General features: G+C 74.0%; 20 protein-coding genes and 3 tRNA genes. 3 read left to right on the top strand and 20 right to left on the bottom strand.

Features of this window, described 5'->3' with window-relative positions; all coding sequences use genetic code 11:
* Positions 1 to 83: 83 nt before the first annotated feature.
* The 14 genes from ACIQVZ_RS01620 to ACIQVZ_RS01685 all read right to left on the bottom strand — a co-directional run bounded on the left by ACIQVZ_RS01620 (position 84) and on the right by ACIQVZ_RS01685 (position 12,952).
* Entirely contained in the window at positions 84 to 1,130 is a 1,047-nt protein-coding gene (locus ACIQVZ_RS01620) for a helix-hairpin-helix domain-containing protein (RefSeq protein WP_402446247.1), read from the bottom strand.
* Positions 1,131 to 1,297: 167 nt separating this feature from the next.
* Complete coding sequence (locus tag ACIQVZ_RS01625) at positions 1,298 to 2,158, bottom strand: DegV family protein (RefSeq protein WP_402446250.1); 861 nt, start codon at positions 2,156 to 2,158, stop codon at positions 1,298 to 1,300.
* Between the two features lie 132 nt (positions 2,159 to 2,290).
* Entirely contained in the window at positions 2,291 to 3,100 is an 810-nt protein-coding gene (locus tag ACIQVZ_RS01630; RefSeq protein ID WP_402446253.1) for a hypothetical protein, read from the bottom strand.
* A gap of 260 nt (positions 3,101 to 3,360) precedes the next feature.
* Positions 3,361 to 6,243, bottom strand: coding sequence for a leucine--tRNA ligase (gene leuS / locus ACIQVZ_RS01635; protein WP_350878237.1), 2,883 nt, complete (start codon positions 6,241 to 6,243; stop codon positions 3,361 to 3,363).
* 313 nt (positions 6,244 to 6,556) lie between these two features.
* Positions 6,557 to 7,861, bottom strand: coding sequence for a hypothetical protein (locus ACIQVZ_RS01640; protein ID WP_350878238.1), 1,305 nt, complete (start codon positions 7,859 to 7,861; stop codon positions 6,557 to 6,559).
* Positions 7,862 to 7,958: 97 nt separating this feature from the next.
* Positions 7,959 to 8,031: transfer RNA gene (locus ACIQVZ_RS01645), tRNA-Ala, on the bottom strand.
* Between the two features lie 262 nt (positions 8,032 to 8,293).
* Positions 8,294 to 8,366 (bottom strand) — tRNA-Ala (locus ACIQVZ_RS01650).
* Between the two features lie 43 nt (positions 8,367 to 8,409).
* A tRNA-Ala gene (locus ACIQVZ_RS01655) sits at positions 8,410 to 8,482 on the bottom strand.
* Between the two features lie 174 nt (positions 8,483 to 8,656).
* The gene (locus ACIQVZ_RS01660; protein WP_350878282.1) at positions 8,657 to 9,304 is read right to left on the bottom strand and encodes a histidine phosphatase family protein; all 648 of its coding nucleotides are present in this window, start codon (positions 9,302 to 9,304) and stop codon (positions 8,657 to 8,659) included.
* A complete protein-coding gene (rsfS, locus tag ACIQVZ_RS01665) occupies positions 9,301 to 9,759 on the bottom strand; it encodes a ribosome silencing factor (RefSeq protein WP_063347541.1) in 459 nt (152 codons plus the stop codon). Before rsfS ends, ACIQVZ_RS01660 begins: the two co-directional genes overlap by 4 nt.
* A gap of 130 nt (positions 9,760 to 9,889) precedes the next feature.
* The gene (locus ACIQVZ_RS01670) at positions 9,890 to 11,728 is read right to left on the bottom strand and encodes an LCP family protein (RefSeq protein WP_402446258.1); all 1,839 of its coding nucleotides are present in this window, start codon (positions 11,726 to 11,728) and stop codon (positions 9,890 to 9,892) included.
* A gap of 12 nt (positions 11,729 to 11,740) precedes the next feature.
* Positions 11,741 to 12,373 (bottom strand): nicotinate-nucleotide adenylyltransferase, encoded by a 633-nt coding sequence (nadD, locus tag ACIQVZ_RS01675; protein ID WP_063347543.1) that lies wholly within the window; start codon positions 12,371 to 12,373, stop codon positions 11,741 to 11,743.
* Positions 12,374 to 12,497: 124 nt separating this feature from the next.
* On the bottom strand, positions 12,498 to 12,653 hold the full coding sequence (locus tag ACIQVZ_RS01680) for a hypothetical protein (protein ID WP_167745857.1): 156 nt from the start codon (positions 12,651 to 12,653) through the stop codon (positions 12,498 to 12,500).
* 152 nt (positions 12,654 to 12,805) lie between these two features.
* Complete coding sequence (locus ACIQVZ_RS01685; protein WP_159398425.1) at positions 12,806 to 12,952, bottom strand: hypothetical protein; 147 nt, start codon at positions 12,950 to 12,952, stop codon at positions 12,806 to 12,808.
* Between the two features lie 248 nt (positions 12,953 to 13,200).
* On the opposite strand from ACIQVZ_RS01685, the gene ACIQVZ_RS01690 reads away from it, so the two are divergent.
* Positions 13,201 to 14,295 carry a M48 family metallopeptidase gene (locus ACIQVZ_RS01690; RefSeq protein WP_063347544.1) on the top strand — a complete coding sequence of 365 codons (1,095 nt, stop codon included), beginning with the start codon at positions 13,201 to 13,203 and terminating at the stop codon, positions 14,293 to 14,295.
* Between the two features lie 71 nt (positions 14,296 to 14,366).
* On the opposite strand, the gene ACIQVZ_RS01695 is transcribed toward ACIQVZ_RS01690, so the two are convergent.
* Positions 14,367 to 15,764, bottom strand: a complete 1,398-nt coding sequence (locus tag ACIQVZ_RS01695) for a DUF2079 domain-containing protein (RefSeq protein WP_402446263.1) — start codon at positions 15,762 to 15,764, stop codon at positions 14,367 to 14,369.
* A gap of 129 nt (positions 15,765 to 15,893) precedes the next feature.
* On the opposite strand from ACIQVZ_RS01695, the gene ACIQVZ_RS01700 reads away from it, so the two are divergent.
* Both ACIQVZ_RS01700 and ACIQVZ_RS01705 read left to right on the top strand, forming a co-directional pair.
* Positions 15,894 to 16,571, top strand: coding sequence for a response regulator transcription factor (locus ACIQVZ_RS01700; protein WP_402446266.1), 678 nt, complete (start codon positions 15,894 to 15,896; stop codon positions 16,569 to 16,571).
* Entirely contained in the window at positions 16,561 to 18,141 is a 1,581-nt protein-coding gene (locus ACIQVZ_RS01705; RefSeq protein WP_402446269.1) for a sensor histidine kinase, read from the top strand. The genes ACIQVZ_RS01700 and ACIQVZ_RS01705 overlap by 11 nt, the downstream gene beginning before the upstream one ends.
* Here the strand turns inward: ACIQVZ_RS01705 and ACIQVZ_RS01710 are convergent, their stop codons facing one another.
* The 5 genes from ACIQVZ_RS01710 to proB form a co-directional block, all read right to left on the bottom strand.
* Positions 18,142 to 19,200: a hypothetical protein gene (locus tag ACIQVZ_RS01710; protein ID WP_402446271.1), complete on the bottom strand. Its 1,059-nt coding sequence runs from the start codon at positions 19,198 to 19,200 to the stop codon at positions 18,142 to 18,144. It abuts the gene before it with no gap.
* Between the two features lie 116 nt (positions 19,201 to 19,316).
* Positions 19,317 to 19,895 (bottom strand): hypothetical protein, encoded by a 579-nt coding sequence (locus ACIQVZ_RS01715; protein ID WP_350878246.1) that lies wholly within the window; start codon positions 19,893 to 19,895, stop codon positions 19,317 to 19,319.
* Positions 19,896 to 20,018: 123 nt separating this feature from the next.
* Positions 20,019 to 21,341 (bottom strand): glutamate-5-semialdehyde dehydrogenase, encoded by a 1,323-nt coding sequence (locus ACIQVZ_RS01720; RefSeq protein ID WP_350878247.1) that lies wholly within the window; start codon positions 21,339 to 21,341, stop codon positions 20,019 to 20,021.
* Positions 21,342 to 21,477: 136 nt separating this feature from the next.
* Positions 21,478 to 22,002 (bottom strand): hypothetical protein, encoded by a 525-nt coding sequence (locus ACIQVZ_RS01725; RefSeq protein WP_402446275.1) that lies wholly within the window; start codon positions 22,000 to 22,002, stop codon positions 21,478 to 21,480.
* 168 nt (positions 22,003 to 22,170) lie between these two features.
* The gene (proB, locus tag ACIQVZ_RS01730) at positions 22,171 to 23,307 is read right to left on the bottom strand and encodes a glutamate 5-kinase (RefSeq protein ID WP_402446278.1); all 1,137 of its coding nucleotides are present in this window, start codon (positions 23,305 to 23,307) and stop codon (positions 22,171 to 22,173) included.
* Between the last annotated feature and the right edge of the window lie 49 nt (positions 23,308 to 23,356).

Here is a 23,356-nt window from a genome sequence, read left to right on the forward strand (position 1 = left end):
GACGGGTGGCGGCGACGGACGAACGACGACGGACCATGACGGATGGGCGGGAGAACAGGCGGGCAAGGGGACGGGCGGGGAGGTCAAAGAGTCAGCAGCGGACGGAGTTCCGCGAACGTGCGCGCCCCGATGCCGCTGACCTGCCGGAGCTGGTCGAGCGTGCGGAACGAGCCGTGCGACGTGCGGTAGGCGAGGATGCGCTGGGCGAGGGTCGGGCCGACGCCGGGGAGGGTGTCGAGCTGTTCGAGGCCGGCGCGGTTGAGGCTGACGGGCGGTCTGGGCGTGCCGGCCGCCGGCGGTCCGTTGCCTGCTCCGGCGCCCGGGGCGGAGGCCTGAGCCGGCTCGCCGACCAGGATCTGTTCACCGTCCGTCAGTACCCGGGCCAGGTTGAGGCTTCGGGTGTCCGTCTCCGGCAGCGGACCGCCCGCCGCCCGTAGGGCGTCGGCCACCCGCGAGCCGCCGGGCAGGGTGTGCAGGCCGGCGAGGTGCACCCGCCCGCCGATGTCGACCACGACGACCGCCCCGCTCCCGGGGCCGACGAGGTCGGCCGCCGAGACGGTGGCCGGGCCCGATGCCGGAGCCGGCACGGATGCGGATGTTGCCCCCGCCGACCCCTCCGCCCCCGGTGAATCCGGTGAGACCGGTGAAACTGGTGAGCCCAGGGCGGAGGCCAACGCCGGCACGGCCACCGCCTGCGGTCTGGCCAGCCAGAAGTGCTGCACGGCGTAGCCGACCGCGAACAGCAGCAGAACGGCCAACCCGGCCACAGCCCGCCGGTCGAGCGCCATCGCCGAGCCGAATCGAAGGCCAGACCCGGCCCCCGGCTCCGGCGGATCCGCGTCACCGCCCGCCCTGACCGGCTCCAACGGCGCAGGTGGCACAGGCGGCGCAGGCCCCGCCGGCGGAGGCCGCTCCCCCGCCCCGGACGGAACCGCGCCCGAAGGCGGCCCGGTCGACGCGAGCGCGCCCACCGCGGCACCGGAGCCCACCGGCCCGCCGACCCCGGCCTCTGCCCCTGCCCCATCGCCCACGGCGCTGCCACCGCCGCTCGGCAGCAGCGCCGCCATCCGCAGCCGGACGGTCTCGTTGATCTCGTGGCGCTTCGCCGCGCCCAGGCCCATGGTCGTCATGCCGAGGACGGTAGGAGTCCTCGGCAGAGTTCGCAGAAATTACCGAACCCCTGTGGACAACTCGGGGGTTGTGGACAAAACAGATCACTCACACGAGTGATCGGTATCGCGAAGAGTTGACCAGAGCCCGCGACGCGACGCGACGCGCCCGGCCCGCTCAGCTCAGCTCAACTCAGCGCGGCGCGGCGCGGCGCGACGACCACCGCGAGCAGCCCCGGCCCGACGTGCGCGCCGATCACCGCCCCCACCTCGCCCACGTACAGCTCCCGCAGCCCCGGCACCCGGGCCCGCAGCCGCTCCGCGAGCGGCTCGGCCCGTTCCTCGGCCGCCAGGTGGTGCACGGTGATGTCGACCTCCCCGCCCCCCGACCGCTCGACCGCGATCTCCTCCAGGCGCGCGATCGCCCGCGACGCGGTGCGCACCTTCTCCAGCGGTTCGATGCGCCCCCCGTCCAGGTGCAGCAGCGGCTTGACCGCCAGCCCCGACCCGAGCAGCGCCCGCGCCGCCCCGATCCGGCCGCCCCTGCGCAGGTGTTCCAGGGTGTCGACGTAGAAGAATCCGCTGGTCACGGCCGCCCGCCGGGTGGCGCCCTCGGCCGCCGCCGCCAGGTCCCGCCCGGCCGCGATCGCCTCGGCCGCCGCCAGCACCGCGTATCCGAGGGCCATGCCGACCAGACGGCTGTCCACCACCCGCACGGGTACCGGCGCCTCGGCGGCCGCCAGCCGGGCGGCCTCCACCGTGCCGGACAGCTCGCCGGAGATGTGCACCGAGACGATGCCCTTCGCCCCGGCCTCGGCGGCGGCCCGATAGGCGGCGGCGAAGGCCTCGGGGTTCGGTCGGGAGGTCGTCACCCGCTGCCTGTCGCGCAGCGCCTCGGCGACGTCCTTGGGGGAGATCTCGACGCCTTCGCACAGGACCGCGTCACCGACCGCGACGCTCAGCGGGACCACCGTGATCCCGTACCGGTCGAGGGTCTCCTGCGGCAGGTAGGCCGTGGAGTCGGTGACAAGTGCGAGGTCAGAGGGCATGAGGCGGAGATTACTCCCCGTTCGTCCGGGAGGACAGCGCCCGGGTGCGAGCCCCGAAGGGCCCCGCGGGCACCGCCGGAACAACCGCGCAGCACCTGCCGAAACACGGCCGCGGCACCCGACGCGGGGTGCTCAGCCCGCCGTCGGCCCTGCCGACGGCTTCCGCAGCCGCTGGGCCAGCTTGGCCAGCGGGTCGGCGAGCCCGAGCAGTTCCTCCGAGCTCGGGCGCCCCTTCCCCTCCGTCAGCCCGGCCCGCGCAGCACCGCCGGAGGCCGCCCCTGACCGCGTACCCGCAGACGCGGACGCGGAGCCAGAGGAGCCAGAGGAGCCAGAGGCGGCAGCGCCAGCAGCGGAGCCCCCGGAGGAGGACGCGGACGACGACTCCCCCGAGGTGTCCCAGTGCCGCAGCGCCCCCGCCTCGCTCTCGCACTCCTGGCTGAGCCGGCTCAGCTCGTCGTCCGCGAACCGGTGCATCCGGTCCTGCGCGGCCCAGCGCATGGTCTCCGCGGAGTGGGTGATCCGTTCGGCGCGCTCGCGCAGCTCCGGCAGCTTGGCCGCGATCCGCGCGGTGTCCGGCTCCCGCTCCAGCATCCGCAGTTCGCCGTCGAGTTCGGCGGCGTGTGTGTCGAGCCTGCCGAGCAGGGCGAGGGACTCGCCGAGCTGGCCGTCCTGGGGGAGGCCGCTCTCCAGCACCTGCCGGGTGCCGTCGAGCGAGGTGCGCAGGCCGAGCCGGACGGCGGCGATCTGGCCGGGCGGTCCGACCTTGGTGAAGGTCTTCGCCTTGAGGCCGGCGTTCTCCACGGCGCGCCGGGCGTTGGCCTCGTGCCGCCCGATCTTCGTGGCGACGGCCTTCGCCGCCTTGACCGTACCGACCACGGCCAGGACGAACGCCGCGATCCCGAAGAGCAGGACCAGGCCGATCATCACGCCGAACGCGTTCATCGCGAGCCACCTTCCGCCACCGTTTCGGCCCCCACCGGACCCAACGCGGGCCGCACTGCCGAGGGTTCCACGGTAGCCGCCGGATCGGGTCCGGAGCGGACGGAACGGGCCCGGGCGGTGGAGATCAGGGACAGATCGGGGATCTCCCCGAGGGTTCGCGGGTCCTCCCGAGGGCCCGGGTACGAGCAAGGGCGGGCGTCCCGAAGGACACCCGCCCCAGCAGCGTCGGCCGGCCGACCGACAACCAGCCGACCTCGGCCTCAGCCGGTGACGATGTTCACCAGCTTCGGCGCCCGCGCGATCACCTTGCGCACCGGCGCCCCGCCGATCGCCGCGACGACGGCCGGGTCGGCCAGCGCCAGCGCCTCCAGCTCGGCGTCCGAGATCGTCGGCGCGACCTCCAGCCGGGCCTTCACCTTGCCCTTGAGCTGCACCACGCAGGTCACCGTCTCGTCCACCACGTACGCCGGGTCGGCGACCGGGTAGTCGGTGTGCGCCAGCGACTCGCCGTGGCCCAGCCGGCGCCACAGCTCCTCGGCGATGTGCGGGGCCAGCGGCGCGACGATCAGGACCAGCTGCTCGGCCACGGCGCGCGGCGTGGAGCCGCGCTTGACCAGGTAGTTGTTCAGCTCGATCGCCTTGGCGACGGCCGTGTTGAACCGCAGCCCGGCCATGTCGCCGCGGATGCCGTCGATCGCCTTGTGCAGGGCACGCAGCGTCGCCTCGTCCGGCTCCTCCTCGGTGACGACCAGGTCGCCGGTGGCCTCCGAGACGACGTTGCGCCACAGCCGCTGCAGGAAGCGGTACGAGCCGACGACGGCGCGGGTGTCCCAGGGGCGGGAGACGTCCAGCGGGCCCATGGACATCTCGTACAGGCGCAGCGTGTCGGCGCCGTACTCGTCGGCGATCTCGTCGGGGGCGACTGCGTTCTTCAGGGACTTGCCCATCTTGCCGGCCTCGCGCTTGACGGCCTCGCCCTGCCAGAAGTACTGGCCGTCGCGCTCCTCGACCTCGGCGGCGGGCACCGGGAAGCCGCGCTCGTCTCGGTAGACGTCGGCGGTGATCATGCCCTGGTTGAACAGCTTGTGGAACGGCTCGACGGACGAGACGTGGCCCAGGTCGTGCAGCACCTTGTGCCAGAAGCGCGCGTACAGCAGGTGCAGCACGGCGTGCTCGGCACCGCCGACGTACAGGTCGGCGCCGCCGGCCGGCTTGGTGGCCGTGGGGCCCAGCCAGTACTTCTCGTTGGCCGGGTCGACGACCGCCGAGGAGTTCGACGGGTCGACGTAGCGCAGCTCGTACCAGCACGAACCCGCCCAGTTGGGCATGGTGTTGGTCTCGCGCCGGTACGTGCGGACGCCGTCGCCCAGGTCCAGCTCGACGTTGACCCAGGCCTCGTTGCGCGACAGCGGGGTCTTGGGCGAGGAGGTGGCGTCGTACGGGTCGTAGGTGTGCGGCGAGTAGTCCTCGACCTCGGGGACCTCGACCGGCAGCATCGACTCGGGCAGCGCGTGCATGACGCCGTCCTCGTCGTAGACGATCGGGAAGGGCTCGCCCCAGTACCGCTGGCGGCTGAACAGCCAGTCCCGCAGGCGGTAGTTGACGGTTCCCTCGCCGATGCCGCGCTCGGCCAGCCAGGCGGTGACGGCGGCCTTGGCGTCGACGACGCTCAGCCCGTCCAGCGTCAGCCCGTCCCGGGAGGAGTTGACGATGGCGGAGTCGTAGGTGTCGAAGGCGTCGTCCCAGGCGGCCGGGTCCTCGCCGCGCCCGTCGGTGGGCTGGACGACGCAGCGCATCGGCAGCGCGAAGGCGCGGGCGAAGGCGAAGTCGCGGTGGTCGTGGGCGGGGACGGCCATGATGGCGCCGGTGCCGTAGCCCATCAGCACGTAGTCGGCGATGAACACCGGGACGGACGCGCCGCTGACCGGGTTCACGGCGTAGGCGCCGGTGAAGACGCCGGTCTTGACCTTGGCCTCGACCTGCCGCTCGACGTCCGACTTGGCGGCGGCGGTGGCCCGGTAGGCGGCGACGGCCTCGGCGGGGGTGGCGGCGCCGCCGGTCCACTCGGCGGGCACGTCCGCGGGCCAGGCGGCCGGGACGATGGAGTCGACCAGGCCGTGCTCGGGGGCCAGCACCATGTAGGTGGCGCCGAACAGGGTGTCGGGCCGGGTGGTGAAGACGGTGATCTTCTCGTCGGAGCCGACGGCGAAGTCGACCCGGGCGCCCTCGGAGCGCCCGATCCAGTTGCGCTGCTGCAGCTTGATGGCCTCGGGCCAGTCCAGCAGGTCCAGGTCGGAGATCAGACGGTCGGAGTACGCGGTGATGCGCATCATCCACTGGCGCAGGTTGGACTTGAACACCGGGAAGTTGCCGCGCTCGGAGCGGCCGTCCGCGGTGACCTCCTCGTTGGCCAGGACGGTGCCCAGGCCGGGGCACCAGTTGACCGGCACCTCCTTGGAGTACGCCAGCCGGTACTCGCCCAGCAGTTCGTCGCGCTCGGCGGCGGACAGGTCGGCCCACGGGCGCCCGTCCGGGGTCGGCTTCGTGCCGGACTCGAACCGGGCGATCAGCTCGGCGATCGGCCGGGCCCGGCCGGCCTGCTCGTCGTACCAGGAGTTGAAGATCTGCAGGAAGATCCACTGGGTCCAGCGGTAGTACTCCGGGTCGATCGTGGAGATCGAGCGGCGCGGGTCGTGGCCCAGGCCCAGCCGGCGCAGCTGCTGGCGCATGTTGGCGATGTTGGCCTCGGTGGAGACCCGCGGGTGGGTGCCGGTCTGCACCGCGTACTGCTCGGCGGGCAGGCCGAACGCGTCGTAGCCCAGCGTGTGCAGCACGTTGTGGCCGGTCATCCGCTGGTAGCGGGCGTAGACGTCGGTGGCGATGTAGCCCAGCGGGTGGCCGACGTGCAGGCCCGCGCCCGAGGGGTACGGGAACATGTCCATGATGAAGCTGTGCGGCTTCGCGGCGACGTCACCGGCCGCCGGGTCGGCCAGCGCACCGGCGGGGTTGGGGGCGTTGAAGGTGCCCTCCTTCTCCCAGAGGTCCTGCCAGCGGGACTCGATCTCCGCCGCCAGCGCGGCGCTGTACCGGAACGGCTCGGTCGCGGTCTCGGCCGTGCCGGACGCAGGGGTCGTCTCGCTCATGGTCCTTCAAGCTCCATCGATGTCAGTTGGCGAACCGCGGACACGGCCGGCCCGTGCACGGGGGCGGAAAACAAAAAATCCCCTCGCAGGAGGGGACGCCACGCCGACTCCGGCACCGCCCGAGGGCGTAACCGGTCCTGGTCAGCGCGGCCGGCTAAGGAGCAGGCGCACGGTTCGCATGGGCTCAGGGTACCGCAAGCGGATCAGGGCGCTCCCGGGTATCCACCGGGGCCCGACGGCCCCCCGGGCCCGCCCCCGCACGGACCGTCGACGTGAGAAGCCCTGCCGAAGCCACCCCCACCGCACGCAGGCCTCACCGCCCCGCCGACGCCGCCGCCCGCGTCGCCGCGTCGAAGTCGCGCAGCGCCCGCGCCAGCCGCTCGGACTGCATGCCCGCCGCGAGCGCCCGGGCGAGCGACGCCGTGCGGGCGGCCTCCCGCTGGTCGCCGAGGCGCCGGTGGGTCTCGGCGAGGCGGACCATCAGCAGCGCCTTGGACCGCCCGCGGCCGGCCCCCAGCCCGGCGACGGCCTCGGCGAGCAGCGCCTTGGCCATCCGGTGCTGGCCCAGTGCCAGCCGCCCCTCCCCCACCATCCCGGCGAGTTCGGCGCGGGCCGCCTCCGTGCCGGGCACGCCGTCGAGTTCGGCGAAGGCCCGGGCGGCGGCGGCCTCGGCCTGCTCGGCCTCGCCCCGGCGGCCGTGCGCGCGGGCGATCCGGCCGAGTTGCCGGGCCCGTCCGGCGGGGCTCAGTACGGAGCCGTGCCGCGCCAGGGCGGTGTTGAGCGCGGCGACGGCGTCCAGGCCGCGTCCGCCGGCGCCCTGGGTGGCGAGCACCACCAGGCCGCCGAGCACGGCGACGCCGAGCCGGGCGTCGCCGCTGACGTGGGCGGCCCGCAGGGCGGCGACGAAGGCGCGCTGGGCGGCCGCGTCGTGGCCGAGGTCGTACGCGGCCCAGCCGGCCAGCCGGGCGAGCCGGCTGGCCGTGCCGTACAGCTCGCGGCCGACCCGTTCGTCGTAGGCGCCGAGTTCCAGCAGCTTGGCCAGCATGGCGAGTTCGGCCCGGGTGGGGCCGAGGACGAGCCCGCCGCCGCAGGAGCGTTCGAGCCGCTGCTTGCTGCGGTAGGACAGGCCGAGGTCGCCGACGAGGCCGGGGTCGATGCGCAGCGCCCCTTCCCCGCCCCCGACGGGCGGGGGCGGGGAGGCGAGCCGTTCGGCGGCCTGGTCGAGGTCGGCGCCGCGGAAGAGGTCGGTGAGGCGGACGGGCCCGGCGTCGGTGGCGGCCTCGCGCAGCGCGGTCTGGGCGGTGTCGGCGGTCCACGGGTCGGTGAGCAGCCGGGGCGAGAGGATCTTGGCGCCGCGGTGGCCGCCCATCCGGCCCCAGAGCTGTTCGTAGGTGACGGCGATGCCGAGGGTGCGGCTGAGCACTTCGCAGACGGTCTGGTCGTGCGGGCTGCGCGGCACCATGCCGCGGTCGCGCCACTTGTAGGGGGCGGTGGAGCTGATGGCCAGGCCTGGCGGCAGGGCGAGGCTCACCTCGCGGGCGAGCCGTTCCGGACTCCAGCCGAGCTGGTGCAGTATCCGGGCCAGTTCCTCGTTCCGCCTTCTCTCCAGATCGGCCATGGAACGACGGTAGCGGTCTTTCCCGCCCTTCCGCCGGTGGCGTGCACAGAACGCCGAAGGGCCGCCTCCCATTTCGGGAGGCGGCCCTCGACTTCTGTGGAGCTACGGGGAATTGAACCCCGGACCTCTTGCATGCCATGCAAGCGCTCTACCAACTGAGCTACAGCCCCTTGACCTGCGACGTCACCGGGGGCTTTCGACCGTTTCCGTCCGGTTTCCCTCGGCGACATCGACTACTTTACACGGTCCCAGGGGTGCTCCACGAATCCGTTCCCGGGGCCCGCGTTCCCGCCCTCCCAGGCCCGCACTCCCCCACCCCCGAGACCCGCGGGGCCCGCACCCCCGAGACCCGCAGGGCCCGCACCCCACCCCGGAAGCGGCCCGACAACGCGAGAGGCCGCCACCCGATGGGTGACGGCCTCTCAACTACTGTGGAGCTACGGGGAATTGAACCCCGGACCTCTTGCATGCCATGCAAGCGCTCTACCAACTGAGCTACAGCCCCGCGACACGGGCGCTCCTGATCGAACAGGACCGCTGGTGCGGAGTGGAGCTATGGGGAATTGAACCCCAGACCTCTTGCATGCCATGCAAGCGCTCTACCAACTGAGCTATAGCCCCGCAGTCGTCGGATCTCCCGCTTCCCTTCCGGGCCGCGTTCCTTCCCTGCGAACGAGGAAAACTCTAGCTGGTCAGGCCCGGAACTGCGAAATCCGCCCCTGTGAAGCCCCTGCACGCCCCCTGGCGAGCCCCTGCATGCCCGCACCCCACCCCACCCCGCGACACGCCCGTCGCTCAGGTGTCGTCGCCGATGACCGGCTGCGGGAGCGTGCCCGCGTTGTGCTCCAGCAGGCGCCAGCCGCGCGCCCCCTGCCCGAGTACCGACCAGCAGCAGTTGGACAGCCCGCCGAAGCACTCCCACTGGACCGGGTCCAGGTCCAGCAGCCGCCCGAGCATGGTGCGGATGGTGCCGCCGTGGCTGACCACCACCAGCGTCCCGTCCTCCGGCAGCTTGTCGACGGCCTCCAGCACGACCGGCACCGAGCGGTCGGCGACCTCGGTGGCCAGTTCGCCGCCGCCGCGCCGCACCGGCTCGCCGGCCGCCCAGGCCGCGTACTCCTCCGGGAAGCGGTCGCGGATCTCGGCGTTGGTCAGGCCCTGCCAGGAGCCCGCGTAGGTCTCCCGCAGGCCCTCGTGGTGCTGCACGTCGAGGCCGGTGACCTTGGCCAGTTCCTCGGCCGTGCGCTTGGCCCGGGTGAGGTCGGAGGAGATCAGCAGGTCGGGGCGCAGGCCGGAGAGCAGCCGGGCCGCCCGCTGGGCCTGGAGGACGCCCTGGCCGGTCAGTTCGATGTCCGTGGTGCCCTGGAAGCGGGACTCCAGGTTCCACGAGGTCTGGCCGTGGCGCCAGAAGACGACGCGCGGCCCCCGCCCGTCCCGGCTCAGTGCAGGTCCTCGGGCTTGCCGAAGTCGTCGGCCGGGGCGACGACGTTGCCGGCCTCGTCGGTGTGGGCGTCGGGCCGGTTGCGCGTGGCCAGGGCGTCCTCGGGCAGCGGCAGCTCGGGGCAGTCCTTCCAGAGGCGGTCCAGCGAGTAGAAGGAGCGCTCCTCGGAGTGCTGGACGTGCACGACGATGTCCAGGTAGTCGAGCAGGATCCAGCGGCCGTCGCGCTCGCCCTCGCGGCGCACCGGCTTGATGTCCAGCTGCTCGCGCAGCTGGTCCTCGATCTCCTCGGCGATCGACCGGACCTGGCGGTCGTTGTTCGCGGAGGCGATCAGGAAGGCGTCGGTGATCGACAGCACCTCGCTGACGTCGAAGGCGATGATGTTGTGCGCGAGCTTGTCGGCCGCCGCCTGCGCGGCGACGGTGATGAGCTGCTGGCTGTGGTCGGTGACGGTCACGGTGTTCTTCCGGCTCGGCGGCTTGGGGGGCGACCCCTGGCTCCTGGCCGGGGGTCGCCTTCCAGGATCTCACGCCGCCCGGGCGGCCCCGGAACGCTTTTCCGGGGCCGCCCGGGCCGGAGGCCGCGGCCTACTGGCTCTTCGGCGGCTGGTAGTCCTTGCCGAGCACGACCACCAGGTCCGCGTTCTGGGCGTCGGCGACCTTCTTCACCGCCGTGTCCGGCAGTCCGAGGCTGATCGCCAGCGACTTCGCCGCGGCCTGCCGGGCGTCGTCGGTGTAGCGGATCTCACTGGCGGCCTGCGCGGCGGTCTTGGAGCCGGGCAGGAAGGTCAGGCCGGAGTTCACGATCTGGACCTGTGCGGCGGCCGCCGCCTGGTCGTTGCCGGTGGCGTCCTGGAGCGAGACCCGGGCGGGGGCGTCGGCGGAGGCCGCGGACTTCACGGTGCCGCCGAGCACGTCCTTGACCTGCTTGCCGGCGGTGGCGTCGTCCAGGCCGCCGTCCGGTTTGACGGTCAGCGCGGTGGTGCCGAGGTGGCCGTCCTTCGCCTGCTGGGCGAGCTGGGCGAGCACCCCGGCGAGGGCGTCCTCGGGCAGCGAGGGGTCGAGCACCGCGTTCATCCGGTGCACGTCGTCCTTGGCGTCCTTGAACTCGGTGGGCATGGTGCGCACCACCGCGTCCATCACCTGTCCGAACCGGGCCAGTTGGGCGTCCCGGTTCTCGCCGGACGCCTGGAGGGTGGCGTAGGCGACCGCGGCCTTCCCGTTCAGCAGGGTGTTCTTGCCGGCCGCGGACAGCAGCTTGCCGTCCGGCTTGCCGCCCTCGTGGGTCTCGGCGTTGGTGTCGACCCGGACGCCGCCGAGCTGGGAGACCAGCATCTCCAGGTAGGGGGTGTCCAGCCGCCAGGTGCCCGCGACCGGGGCGCCGAGCACGGTGGACAGGCCGTCGCGGGTCGCGGAGGCGCCGATGCTGTCCATGGCCTGGCCGACGGTGGTGACCGGCGGGTCGCCGGGGCCGGGCAGCCGCAGGGTGTCGGGCAGCAGGAGCACGGTGCCCTTCTTCCCGGTGGAGTCGTTGACCAGCAGCGCGCTGGAGACCTTGCCCTGGAGGTCGCGCAGGTGGACCACGTTGACCTGGCGCGGACCGGCCGCGCTCGCCGCGGTCTGCTTGTCGCCGGTGAACCAGAGGTAGCCGCCGGTGCCGGCCGCCGCGAGCGCCACCACCACGCCGAGGCCGATCAGCCGGTTGCGCAGCCGGCGGCGGCGCTCGGCGCGCACCTCGCTGCGGGACTCGGCGAACTTCAGCCAGTCGATGACGTCCTCGGACTCCTCCTCCTCGTCGACGAAGGTGAACTCGTCCGTGGGGTAGTCGTCCTTGGCGGCCTTGCCTCCACCCTTGCCGCCGGGCTTGCCGGCCCGGGCCCCGCCGACCAGTTCGGACGGCGGCTCGGGCTTGGCGCCCGCCGCGTCGGCGGCGGGCCGGGGCACGCGCGGGCGCGACGGCGCGGGGGCGACGGGGGCGGGCGCGACGGCCTCGGGCTCGACCGCCGCCGGCGAACCCGCCGCCGGCGCGGCCGGGTAGGCCTGCTGCTGGTAACCGCCCCCGGCCTCCGGCCCGGCCGACCCCCATCCCCCGTACGCCGGGTCCTGGTAGCCGTAGCCCCCCTGCTGCTGGTACGCCTGCGCGGGCTGCCCAGGCTGCACCGGCTGCCCGTACTGGTCGTACTGCTGGTCGTACTGCTGCTGCGGGGGCTGCTGGTACGCCTGGTACGGCTGCTGCTCCTGGTAGCCGCCGTACGGGTCCCCCGTGTACACCGGCTGCCCGTACTGGTCGTACTGCTGCTGGTCGTACTGCTGCTGCGGAGGCTGTTCAGGCTGCTGCTGGTACCCCTGGTACTGCTGGTACTGCCCGGTCGACCAGTCCTCCGGCTGCTGCTGGTGCCGCTGGCCTCCGCCGCTTCGCTCGGTCACGCCCGCTCCTGGTCAGGTCCGGTGCGGCGCGTAGAGCGCCCGCTTGTCGATGTAGCGGACCACGCCGTCCGGGACGAGGTACCAGACCGGTTCGCCCTTGGCGACCCGGTTGCGGCAGTCCGTGGAGGAGATGGCCAGCGCGGGGACCTCGACCAGGGAGACCCCGCCCACCGGGAGCCCGGCGTCCGACAGGGTGTGTCCCGGGCGGGTGCACCCGATGAAGTGCGCGAGCGAGAAGAGCTCGTCGGAGTCGCGCCAGGAGAGGATCTGGGCGAGCGCGTCGGCGCCGGTGATGAAGAAGAGGTCGGCGTCCGGGTGCTGGGAGTGCAGGTCGCGCAGGGTGTCGACGGTGTACGTCGGGCCCTCGCGGTCGATGTCGATCCGGCTGACCGAGAACTGCGGGTTCTCGGCGGTGGCGATGACCGTCATCAGGTAGCGGTCCTCGGCCGGGGTGACGTGGCGGTCGCTCTTCTGCCACGGCTGCCCGGTCGGCACGAAGATCACCTCGTCCAGGTGGAACGCGCTCGCCACCTCGCTGGCGGCGACCAGGTGGCCGTGGTGGATCGGGTCGAAGGTGCCGCCCATCACCCCGAGGCGCTTCTTCACCGGTTCCGGTCCGCCGGGATTCCCGGCCTGCTCTCCCATGCCGCCACACCTTACGCGACGCCCGTTACGGTGCGGGAACGCCCGGGTGGGGGTTGTCCGAAGACGCGTGAGGGAGCGGCCGGCCGGTACGCCGGACGCTCCCCGAGCGGCCCCGGGAGGCGGCTCAGCGGTCCCGGTTGAAGCGGGTGGTCACGAAGAGCAGGAGCGCCAGGATGAACAGTGCGGCGCCACCCGTCAGGTACGGGTTCAGGCTCTCGTGGTTGCCCCCCTCGCTCTCGGCGAGCAGGTTCAGGACGGGGAGTGCGGCGGCAGTGTTCATGGTCGGCGGGACCTTCTCGGCTCGGGTGAACGGACCAGGGGTTCTTCCGGGCCCGTGAAGGCCCACCTGTCATCGTACGGGGGCTTACCCGGCAACCGCTCGGCGGCCCACCGCCGCTGACCGGGCGTGAGCCTGAACCGGGGCGTCGGCGCTCAGTTGCCGCGGAAAGCCCGCGCCATGATCCAGACCAGCAGGCCGACGCCGACGAACGACGCCACCACGATGATCCGCAGGAACAGGCCCGGGCCGGCCTCGTTGGAGATGGGTGCGGCCAGGCTGACAAGCGCGTCGGTGGACATCTGCGGGGCTCCTCGAACTGCTCGGTACCGGGGCCGGGTCCGGTCTCGGTTCTCCAGGGCATTCAGGGTAGACCGGCCTCACACCGGCGGCGCCCACCGGCCCCTGCGGCGTGGCCCGGCCCGCGCGTACGCTGCCGGTGGGGACGAGTACGCAACCGCGGACGTTGCAAGGACAGTCGTTGCAGGCGTAGACCAGCGGGGGCCGGCCGCCGAGCCGGGGCCGCCGTCGACCAGGAGGTACTCAGACCATGACCGACCCGACCGCGAAGACCCCGAGCCGGCGCCGCCAGCGCTTCCCCGACATCTCCACCCGCGCCTGGGAGCACCCCGCGGACCGTTCCGCCCTGGTCGCCCTGCGCAAGCTCACCGGCTTCGACGACGTCCTGCGCAAGCTCGCCGGGCTGGTGTCCGAGCGCTCGATCCGGCTGATGTTCCTGGCCACCGCCGTGAAGACCTCCGAGCGCCAGTTCCCCGAGCTGTACGACATGGTGCGCGACGCCGCCTACGTGCTCGACCTGGAGCAGGTCCCGGACCTGTACGTCACCCAGGACCCGACGGTCAACGCGTACTGCATCGGCATCGACACCCCGATCATCGTGATCACCAGCGGCCTGATCGAGCTGCTCGACGAGGAGGAACTGCGCTCGGTCATCGGCCACGAGGTCGGCCACGCGATGTCCGGCCACGCGGTCTACCGGACGATGCTGATGATCCTCACCAACATCGCCACCCGGGTCGCCTGGGTGCCACTCGGCAACCTGGCGATCATGGCGATCGTCACCGCGCTCAAGGAGTGGTTCCGCAAGGCGGAGCTGTCCAGCGACCGGGCCGGCCTGCTCGCCGGGCAGGACGTCCAGGCGTCCATGCGCGCCCTGATGAAACTGGCCGGCGGGCACAACCTGGCCGAACTGAACGTCGACGCCTTCCTGGAGCAGGCCGAGGAGTACGACAAGGCCGGCGACCTGCGCGACGGCGTGCTCAAGCTGCTCCAACTGCTGCCGCAGAGCCACCCGTTCGCGGTGGTACGGGTCGCCCAGCTGAAGAAGTGGGCGGAGAGCGACGAGTACCGCTCGATCCTGGCCGGCGCCTACCCGCGCCGCACGGACGACCCGGACACCTCGGTCGGCGAGCAGTGGAAGGCCGCCGCCGACCACTACACGACCTCGGTGAAGGAGAGCAAGGACCCGCTGATGGGCCTGATCCGCGACGTGGCCGGCGGCGCCGCGACCGTCGGCGGCAAGCTCCGCGACACCTTCGCCGACACGTTCACCGGCGGCTCCCGCGGCGGTTCCGCCACCCGCGAGGACGGCCGCACCGACCGGGGCGAGCGCACCGACGGCTGACCCGCCGCACCCGCGCCGACGGCCGGTGCGCCCCGCCCGGGGGCACCGGCCGTCGGCCTGCCGGGGCGGGCCTACCCCGGCTGCCAGTGGTACACCGCCACCCCGGCCCCGTCCGCCACCCGCCGGTACCCGCCGCCGTCGACCAGCCCGGCCAGGAACCGCCGCTGCTCCGCCACCGGCACCGGGAAGGCGTCCGGCTCCTCCAGCACCGCCACCCACTCCGCCACCGGCCGCCCCCAGCCGCCCGGCCCGCCCGCCCCGCCCGGCGGCGTCAGGTACGGGAACAGCGACACCGTGCAGCGCCCGGTCAGCTGCGGCGCCAGGCGGTTGGCGGCGGCCACCCGGGCGCCGTCCGGGACGACCGCCAGCACCCTGCGCACCTGCGCCGCCCGCCCGTCGCCCCGCCGGGCGTCCCCCGACAGCACGCCCGCCACCGGGCCGGCTGCGGTCAGCGCCACCGTGGCGGCGAGCATCCCCGCCGCCACCGGCAGCCCCCGGCCCAGCCTGCCCAGCCGGGGCAGCCGGGGCAGCAGCAGGCCCACCCCGTGCAGCCCCGCCGTGAACAGCAGCGGCACCAGCACCGCGTCGTAGTGCTGCCCGGTGCGCCAGAACGCCGGGTTGTCCACCCAGAACCGGGCCGCCAGCAGCACGCCCGCCAGCAACACCAGCGGCGAGCGCAGCGCCAGCAGCAGCGTCGGCGCCAGCAGCAGCAGGACGGTCAGCGCCTTGACCGCCGGGAACAGCAGCCGCGCCAGCGGGTTCCCGCCGTCGAACTCCCCCATGTGCGCGTACGTGTACTCGCCGCCGGGGTTGAGCGCCGGGATCACCACCAGGGTGACCAGCAGCCCGGCCGCCACCGCCGCCAGCACGGTGACCGCCCCCAGCCGGCGCCGCCCGCGCCACCACACGTAGCCGCCGACCGCCGCGACCAACAGCGCCTGGTCCTCCTTGACCAGCAGCAGCGGCAGCGCCCACGCCACCGCCGGGCCGTACCGCTCCCGGGCCAGCGCCACCACCGCGCACGCCGCGAGCGGCACCGCGAAGGCCACCTCGTGGAAGTCGAACGCCACCGCGCTCTGCAACCCCGCCGACAGCCCGTACGCGACCCCGGCGACCGCCCCGCCCGCCGGCCCCAGCACCCGCACCGCGTACGCCGTCACCGGCACCGCGGACAGCGCCACCAGCACCGCCTGCGCCACCAGCAGCGTGCCTGCCCCCGGCCAGAGCCGGTAGAACGGCGCCAGCACCGCCAGCACCGGGCTGAAGTGGTCGCCCAGGAGGTTGAAGCCGGTGCCCTTCAGCGCGACCACCGGCGCTTCGAGCCGGGAGTAGGCGCGCACCGCCTCCTCGAAGATGCCCAGGTCGAAACCCGCACTCTCCAACCGGGCGTGCCGGGTGAGCGAGACGGCCGCGTACAGCGGGGCGAACAGGGCGGCCACCGACCACGGCAGCACACGTCGGAAATCCATGGTCCGGACGCTAGGAATTCCGCACTGAAGGGAAACTGAGGAAAGCTGAGGAAAACTTCAGCTCGGATATCCCGGGCAAGCCGGTCAAGGCCGTTGCGGGAAAACGGAATTCCCCCAAGGATGGTCGCCATGCGGCTACTGATCGTCGAGGACGAAGAGCGACTCGCGCGGTCCCTGAGACAGGGGCTGGCGGCGGAGGGCTACGCGGTCGACCTGGCCCACGACGGCGTCCAGGGGCTCGAACTCGCCCTCACCGAGCCCTATTCGGCGATCGTGCTCGATCTGATGCTGCCCGGTCTCAACGGCTTCAAGGTCTGCCACGAACTGCGCGGCGCCGGGAATTCCGTACCGATTCTGATGCTCACCGCGAAGAACGGCGAGTACGACGAGGCCGAGGCACTGGACTGCGGCGCCGACGACTTCCTCAGCAAGCCGTTCTCCTACGTCGTGCTCACCGCCCGGCTGCGCGCCCTGCTGCGCCGCGGCGCCGCCGCCCGCCCGCCGGTGCTCGCGGTCGGCGCGCTGCGGATCGACCCGGCGGCCCGCCGCTGCACCGCCGCCGACCGACAGGTCCGGCTCACCACCAAGGAGTTCGCCGTGCTGGAGTGCCTGGCCCACCGCCCCGGCGAGGTGATCCCCAAGGGCGGCATCCTGGACACCGTCTGGGACGCCGCCTTCCGGGGCGACGTGAACATCGTCGAGGTCTACATCGCCGCCCTGCGGCGGAAACTGAACGTGCCCGGCGTCGGCTGCCGGATCGAGACGGTGCGCGGCGCCGGGTACCGGCTGGTGCCCGATGCGCGCTGACCGCCTCCGCCCGCTGCTGCGCCCCTGGCACCGCTCCTCGCTCCGCGTCCGCGCCGCCCTCGGCGCGGCCCTCGCCTCGGTGCTGGCCTTCTCGGTGGCCAGCCTCTGGGTCGGCGGCGCGGTCCACGACCAGTGGACGGCCGTCACCGAGAAGCAGGCCCGGGAAAGCGTCCGGCTCGTCGCCCACGACATCCCCACCGGCACCCAGACCTGGGGCTCGACCCTGAAGGAGTCGTTCCTGCTGGTGCTGGCCGACGGCAACGTGGCCTTCCCGGCCAGCCCCGACGGCCGGGGCAGCATCACCACCTACCGCAACCAGGGCTCCGTCCAGGCCAACACCCTGCTGGGCGAGTACGCGGGCCTGCCGCCCGAGCCCTTCGCCGCCCTTCCCCCGTACCCCCAGGACGTCCCCACCGGGCAGACCGGGCAGGTCCGGATCACGCTGCCCGACCACACCCGGCTGTTCCACTGGCCCGCGAACGGTCCCTCCCTCGTCAGCCGGGACGTCACCCTGCTCAAGCAGGTCACCGACCAGGCGTCCTCGGAGGCGCTGGAGACGTACACCGGCATCGCGGGCCTGCCGGCCCAGCGCGTCACCGTCTACCTGCTGGTCAACCCCACCTCCGCCGACCAGGCCGAGGACCGGATCACCGGCATCCTGCTGCGCTACGTACTGCCCGCCGCGACCCTGTTCACCGCCCTGATCGCCTGGCTGGTCACCGGCCTGGCGCTGCGGCCGGTGGAGTCGATCCGCCGGGGCATGGCCCGGATCGGCGCCGGCGCCTTCCACGAGCGCGTCCCGGTGCCACCCTCGCGGGACGCCATCGCCCGGCTGGCCGAGACCACCAACACCACGCTCGGCCGCCTGGAACACGCGATCGACGAGCAGCGCCGGCTGGTCTCGGACGCCTCGCACGAGCTGCGCAGCCCGCTGGCCGCGCTGCGCAACTCGCTGGAGGTCCCGCTGGCCCACCCGGCGGGCGTGGAATGGCCGCAGGTGGTCCGCGACGCGCTCACCGACACCGAGCGGCTGCAACTGCTCACCGACGACCTGCTGCTGCTCGCCGCCGTCGAGGAACGCTCCGGGCCGCTCGGCGGCGAGCCGGTGGACCTCGCCGACCTGGTCGGCGAGCAGGTCGCCGAACGCGCCCACCCGTCCGCCGATGGGCCGGCCTTCCTGGCCGTCTCCCTGGAGCCCGCGCCCGTCCCGGGCAGCGAACTGCGGCTGGGCCGGCTGGTGCGCAACCTGCTCGACAACGCCGCCCGGCACGCCCGCACCGCCGTCGCCGTCTCGGTGACCGTCGAGGACGGGCACGCCGTGCTGACCGTCACGGACGACGGCCCGGGCATCCCGCCGGAGGACCGGGAGCGGATCTTCGACCGGTTCGTCCGGCTGGACGACGCCCGCTCCCGCGACGCCGGCGGCGCCGGCCTGGGCCTCGCCCTGGTCCGCTCGATCGCCCGCGGCGTCGACGGCACCGCCGCCTTCACCGACCCGCCCCCGCCCGGCCCGGGCGCCCGCGCGGTGGTCCGCCTCCCGCTCGCCGCCGGCGCCCCGGACACGCCCTAGCTAAGGCGCCAGCACCCCGCACACCTGCCAGGCCGGCTGCGCGTGGTTGCCCGGATCGATCGGCGCCGGCGGCGGGACCTGGGTGCCCTGCGGGGTGGCCAGCACCGGCTGGAGGAAGCCGGCCATCGAGGTGGTGCAGGGCTCCGGCCCGGCCTGGATCACCGAGTCCACCAGCCGCAGCTGGGCCGAGGCCAGGTCGACCCGGTCGAACTGGAAGGTCAGCTGCCGCCGGACGGTCTCCAGGGTGACCGGCGCACCGGCCGCGGCTCCGGCCGCCTTCAGCGCGTAGACGAAGGTGTGGTCGGTGGTGATCTGCAGCGTGCCGCCGTCGGCCTCGTCGATCCGCATCGCGCCGGTCACCTTCATGGTGTCGGCGGCCAGCGCGACCTGCGCCGGGTCGAAGCGCACCAGCCAGCCGGTCAGCGCGTGGTGCCGGTCGTCGACCGGCTGGGTCACGCTGGTGTCGAACTGGGCCTGCTCCCCGGGGGTGACGAAGGCCCGCACGTCGGCGGTCGCGCCCTGGACGAGGGTGGCCGGGGCCAGCGAGGAGGCCACCAGGTAGCGCTGGACGGTGTCGAGCGCCTTGGTCACCTCGACCCGGCTGAAGTGCTCGGTGGCGGCCCCGGTCGGGGTGCCCAGTCCGATCGCCCCGTCGCTGTACCCGACCGGCAGCGCGGCGAACGGGTTGGCCGGGTCGGCGACCGGCCGGACCACCGAGGCCGGACTCAACGCGACCAGGCTGACGGTCAGTTGGCTGCCCTCGGGCCGGGCCGAGATCCGGTTCGGCGAGCTGACCCCGAAGTACACCGCGGCCCCGAAGGCCAGCAGCACGAGCAGCAACAGGGCGAGCGCCTGCCGCGGCACGCTGCCCAGCGGGCCGAACCGCACCCGCGGGCGGGTGGCCCGGCCGAAGGACCCGGCCAGCCGCTCCCGGGCGGACAGCTCCTGGATCCGGGCAGCCCGGACGAAGGACTCGTCGAAGACGACGGACCGGTACTCGTCCTCATTGCCGGAACCACCGTCGGGCGCACCCTCAGGAGGCTCTCGCGGGTCACCCATGACACCAGGGTAAGGCGCGCCCTCGCCCCTCCACGAGGGTGCGCCCGCAGATTCCCGGGAACGCCCCGCGACCGCCCGCCCCGGCGCGCACCACCCCCGTGCCACGCCCTACGACGTCACCCCGCAGGTGCGGTGACCACGAGCGACGGCTCGGCCGGCGCGGGCCTCGGATCGGTCCCGGGGCTGCTGCTGCCGGACTCCGGGCGCCGGGGCGCGCCGGAGGAGCCGCCCACGCCCTGGTAGATCGCCGCGACCGCGACGGCCACCAGGCTCACGCCCATGATCACGGCGAGCACCCAGGCCACCGGCCGGTGCCAGCGCTGCTGGGCCACGTACCGCCCGCGCCCGCGCGCCGGGTCGTAGCCGCGTCGGCGGCGGCCCGGGCGGCCGGTCGCCCGGCCGGGGCCCGACCAGGGATCGGGGTACAGGTGGTCGTCGTCGAGTCCGCTCGGGTGCGGGCGCAGCTCCAGCGGCAGCCCGTCCCCGGCGGTGACGTCATAGCCCCAGACCGGGCCCGCGGTGTCCGGCTCGAACCGGGCCTCGGCGGCGGCGAGCTGCCGCTCCTTGGCCGTCGGCTCGTGCACGGCGGCGGACCGGACGAAGGCCTCATCGAAGACCACGGTGGCGAACTCGTCGTCCGCACCACCGTGGTCGGCGCCGTCGGGGTACGGCGAGCCCCCCACATCGTCAGCCACGGCTTCAGCGTATTACCGGGCGGCCGATTTGTCTGTGGCTCATCGCAGTTGGTCCGTCACACGTGTGACGCGGGCCGCCGCGGAACGCCCCGGGGCCCGGCCGGCCGACCGCGCGGGCCGCGCTCAGCGCGCGTCCGCGTCCCCGCCCACGGTCTGCGTCGCCTCGCCGCGCACGTGCCCGTCACCAGTGACGATGTACTTGGTGCTGGTCAGCTCGGGCAGGCCCATCGGACCGCGGGCGTGCAGCTTCTGGGTGGAGATGCCGATCTCGGCGCCGAAGCCGAACTCGGCGCCGTCGGTGAATCGGGTGGAGGCGTTGACGGCCACCGTGGTCGAGTCGACCAACCGGGTGAAGCGCCGGGCGGCGGCCTGCGAGGTGGTGACGATCGCCTCGGTGTGGCCGGAGGACCAGCGGCGGATGTGCTCGACGGCGGCGTCCAGCGAGGGCACCACGGCCGCCGCCAGGTCGTAGGACAGGTACTCGGCGCCCCAGTCCTCCTCGGTGGCGGGCACCACGGTGGCGGCGCCGCCCTCGGCGGCCTTGAGCACCGCGTCGTCGCCGTGCACGGTCACCCCGGCCTCGGCGAGGGCGGCCAGCGCGAGCGGCAGGAAGGCGTCCGCGACGTCCTGGTGGACGAGCAGCGTCTCGGCCGCGTTGCAGACGCTGACCCGCTGCGCCTTGGAGTTCAGCAGGATCCCGACGGCCATCGCCAGGTCGGTCTGCGCGTCCACGTACACGTGGCAGTTGCCGGTGCCGGTCTCGATCACGGGCACGGTCGAGCCCTCGACCACCGTGCGGATCAGCGAGGCCCCGCCGCGCGGGATCAGCACGTCGACCAGGCCGCGGGCGCGCATCAGCTCCTGGACGGAGTCCCGGCTCTCGCCCGGGACGAGCTGGACGGCGTCGGCGGGCAGCCCGGCCGCGGCGACCGCGTCCCGCAGGACGGCGACCAGCGCGGTGTTGGAGCGGTAGGCGGAGGCCGAGCCGCGCAGCAGCACGGCGTTGCCGGACTTGAGGCAGAGCGCGGCGGCGTCCACCGTGACGTTCGGCCGGGCCTCGTAGATGATGCCGACCACGCCGAGCGGCACCCGCACCTGGCGCACGTCCAGGCCGTTGGGCAGGGTGTAGCCGCGCAGCACCTCGCCGACCGGGTCGGGCAGGCCGACGACGTCGCGCACGTCGGAGGCGATCGCGGCGATCCGCTCGTGGTCGAGGCTCAGCCGGTCGATCACCGACTCGGCGGTGCCGGCCGCGCGGGCGCGGGCCACGTCCTCGGCGTTGGCGGCGGTGATCTCGGCGCTGCGGGCCACCAGGGCGTCCGCGATCGCCAGCAGCGCGGCGTCCTTCGCCCTGCGCGGCAGCGGGGCGAGCGCGGCGGCGGCCTCCCGGGCTCGGCGCGCTACGGCGAGGACGGGGCTGTCGGCGGTGGCGAGATCGCTGGTCATGCGCCAAGGGTAGCGACTGCGCGGGGCCCGCCGAGCGGCCATTTCGCCCGGCGAGACGGCCTGGCGGGACGGTTCTCCCCGGCGGCTCACCCGCTCCGGGGCTCGTCCCGGTGGCCGCGTCCGGGGTGCGTCCCCCTCAGTACGGGTGCACCCCGCCCAGGTGCGGCGGCGGATCGCCGAAGCCCTCCGCCACCCGCTTGTGGTACGTCGCCCGGTCGACCACCTCCAGGCCGACGATCTCCCACGGCGGCAGGTTCGCGGTGACCTTGTGCTCGCCCCACAGCCGCAGCGCTATCGCCGCCGCGTCGTGCAGGTCCCGGGCCTGCTCCCAGTACCGGATCTCGGCGTGGTCGGCTGCGTAGCGGGCGGTGAGGAAGAACGAGTGGTCGTGCGCCAGCCGCTCCAGCGAGGTCCGCAGCGAGGACAGCGGGGTGACCTGGCCGGACACGCTCAGCACCACGTGCCAGAGCCGGGCCTGCTCGGGCACGGTGGGCGGCTCCCCCGGGTCCGCGTGCCGCGACCGCGGCCTGCGCATCCCGCCGGGCGTCTGCGGCGGCGGACCGGCCGGCTCGGCGGGTCCGTCCCCGCGTCCGCCGTCGATGCTGGTCAGCCGCCGGCCCGCCGTCCCTGCGGTCAGCGTTGCCTCGCTTCTGCGTTCCACCGGCGGCCTCCTGTTCGGCGATGTCGTGTCGTCCCCCGCACCGGACCCGCCGGCCCGCGGCCGACCGGTACGGCTGCACCGCTCCTCGCCCGCGGCCGAGCCACTCCCCGTACGGAGCGGCCCGCCCACCGCGCTCTGCCGGTCGGCCGGTACCGGCCGACCGGCCGGTCAGCCGCGCAGAACGACCAGGTCGTCGCGGTGGACGACCTCACGCTCGTACGCGGCGCCGAACTCCTGGGCCAGGTCGCGGGTGGACCGGCCGAGCAGGCGGGGCAACTCCCTCGCATCAAAGTTGACCAGTCCGCGAGCCACGATGTGGCCGTTTTCGGCAAGAAGGTCCACCGGATCACCCGCCGTGAACTCCCCGTCCACCTTGGTGACCCCGGCGGGCAGCAGCGAGGCGCCGCCGGAGACGACGGCCGTGACGGCGCCCGCGTCGAGGTGCAGGGCGCCGCGCGGGCTGCTCGCGTGGGCCAGCCAGAGCATCCGGTCGGAGGTGCGGCTGCCGGTGCGCAGGAACAGGGTGCCGGTGCGCCGTCCGGCCAGCGCGTCGGCGGCGTGGCTGGCGGCGGTGAGCACCACCGGGATGCCCGCGCCGGTGGCGATCCGGGCCGCCTCGACCTTGGTGACCATGCCGCCGGTGCCGACGCCGGCCTTGCCCGCGCTGCCGATCTCGACGCCGTCGAGGTCGTGCGGGCCGCTCACCTGGTCGATCCGGCTGGTGCCGGGCCGGGCCGGGTCGCCGTCGTAGAGGCCGTCCACGTCGGAGAGCAGCACGAGCAGGTCGGCCCGGACCAGGTGGGCGACCAGCGCGGCCAGCCGGTCGTTGTCCCCGAACTTGATTTCGGCGGTGGCGACGGTGTCGTTCTCGTTGACGATCGGCATCGCGCCCATGGCCAGCAGCTGGTCGAGGGTGCGGTAGGCGTTGCGGTAGTGGGCGCGCCGGCTGGCGTCCTCGGCGGTGAGCAGCACCTGGCCGACCCGGATGCCGTACCGGGCGAAGGAGGCGGTGTAGCGGGCGACCAGCAGTCCCTGGCCGACGCTGGCGGCGGCCTGCTGGCGGGCCAGGTCCTTGGGCCGCTTGTCCAGGCCGAGCGGGGCCAGGCCGGCGGCGATGGCGCCGGAGGAGACGAGGACGACCTCGGGGGCGTCCGGGCGGCTGCGCACCTTGGCGAGCGCGTCGACCAGGGCGTCGACCCGGTCGGCGTCCAGGCCGCCGGCCGCCGTGGTGAGGGAGGAGGAGCCGACCTTGACGACGATCCGCCGGGCGGTCAGCACCTCCTCGCGCAGTGAGTCCTCGCTCATCTCGCTGTACGCCCTTCCGGTGTGGTGCGGGTGCGGCGGGCCGGGCCCG

It is taken from the genome of Kitasatospora sp. NPDC098663, from assembly GCF_044760075.1.
Classification (GTDB): Bacteria; Actinomycetota; Actinomycetes; order Streptomycetales; family Streptomycetaceae; genus Kitasatospora.

Excerpts from the sequence above, each read along its gene's own strand:
- ACIQVZ_RS01620 (WP_402446247.1), bottom strand. The coding sequence starts at position 1,130 with ATGACGACCATGGGCCTGGGCGCGGCGAAGCGCCACGAGATCAACGAG.
- ACIQVZ_RS01625 (WP_402446250.1), bottom strand. The coding sequence starts at position 2,158 with ATGCCCTCTGACCTCGCACTTGTCACCGACTCCACGGCCTACCTGCCG.
- ACIQVZ_RS01630 (WP_402446253.1), bottom strand. The coding sequence starts at position 3,100 with ATGAACGCGTTCGGCGTGATGATCGGCCTGGTCCTGCTCTTCGGGATC.
- leuS (WP_350878237.1), bottom strand. The coding sequence starts at position 6,243 with ATGAGCGAGACGACCCCTGCGTCCGGCACGGCCGAGACCGCGACCGAG.
- ACIQVZ_RS01640 (WP_350878238.1), bottom strand. The coding sequence starts at position 7,861 with ATGGCCGATCTGGAGAGAAGGCGGAACGAGGAACTGGCCCGGATACTG.
- nadD (WP_063347543.1), bottom strand. The coding sequence starts at position 12,373 with ATGGGAGAGCAGGCCGGGAATCCCGGCGGACCGGAACCGGTGAAGAAG.
- ACIQVZ_RS01680 (WP_167745857.1), bottom strand. The coding sequence starts at position 12,653 with ATGAACACTGCCGCCGCACTCCCCGTCCTGAACCTGCTCGCCGAGAGC.
- ACIQVZ_RS01685 (WP_159398425.1), bottom strand. The coding sequence starts at position 12,952 with ATGTCCACCGACGCGCTTGTCAGCCTGGCCGCACCCATCTCCAACGAG.
- ACIQVZ_RS01690 (WP_063347544.1), top strand. The coding sequence starts at position 13,201 with ATGACCGACCCGACCGCGAAGACCCCGAGCCGGCGCCGCCAGCGCTTC.
- ACIQVZ_RS01695 (WP_402446263.1), bottom strand. The coding sequence starts at position 15,764 with ATGGATTTCCGACGTGTGCTGCCGTGGTCGGTGGCCGCCCTGTTCGCC.
- ACIQVZ_RS01700 (WP_402446266.1), top strand. The coding sequence starts at position 15,894 with ATGCGGCTACTGATCGTCGAGGACGAAGAGCGACTCGCGCGGTCCCTG.
- ACIQVZ_RS01705 (WP_402446269.1), top strand. The coding sequence starts at position 16,561 with ATGCGCGCTGACCGCCTCCGCCCGCTGCTGCGCCCCTGGCACCGCTCC.
- ACIQVZ_RS01710 (WP_402446271.1), bottom strand. The coding sequence starts at position 19,200 with ATGGGTGACCCGCGAGAGCCTCCTGAGGGTGCGCCCGACGGTGGTTCC.
- ACIQVZ_RS01720 (WP_350878247.1), bottom strand. The coding sequence starts at position 21,341 with ATGACCAGCGATCTCGCCACCGCCGACAGCCCCGTCCTCGCCGTAGCG.
- proB (WP_402446278.1), bottom strand. The coding sequence starts at position 23,307 with ATGAGCGAGGACTCACTGCGCGAGGAGGTGCTGACCGCCCGGCGGATC.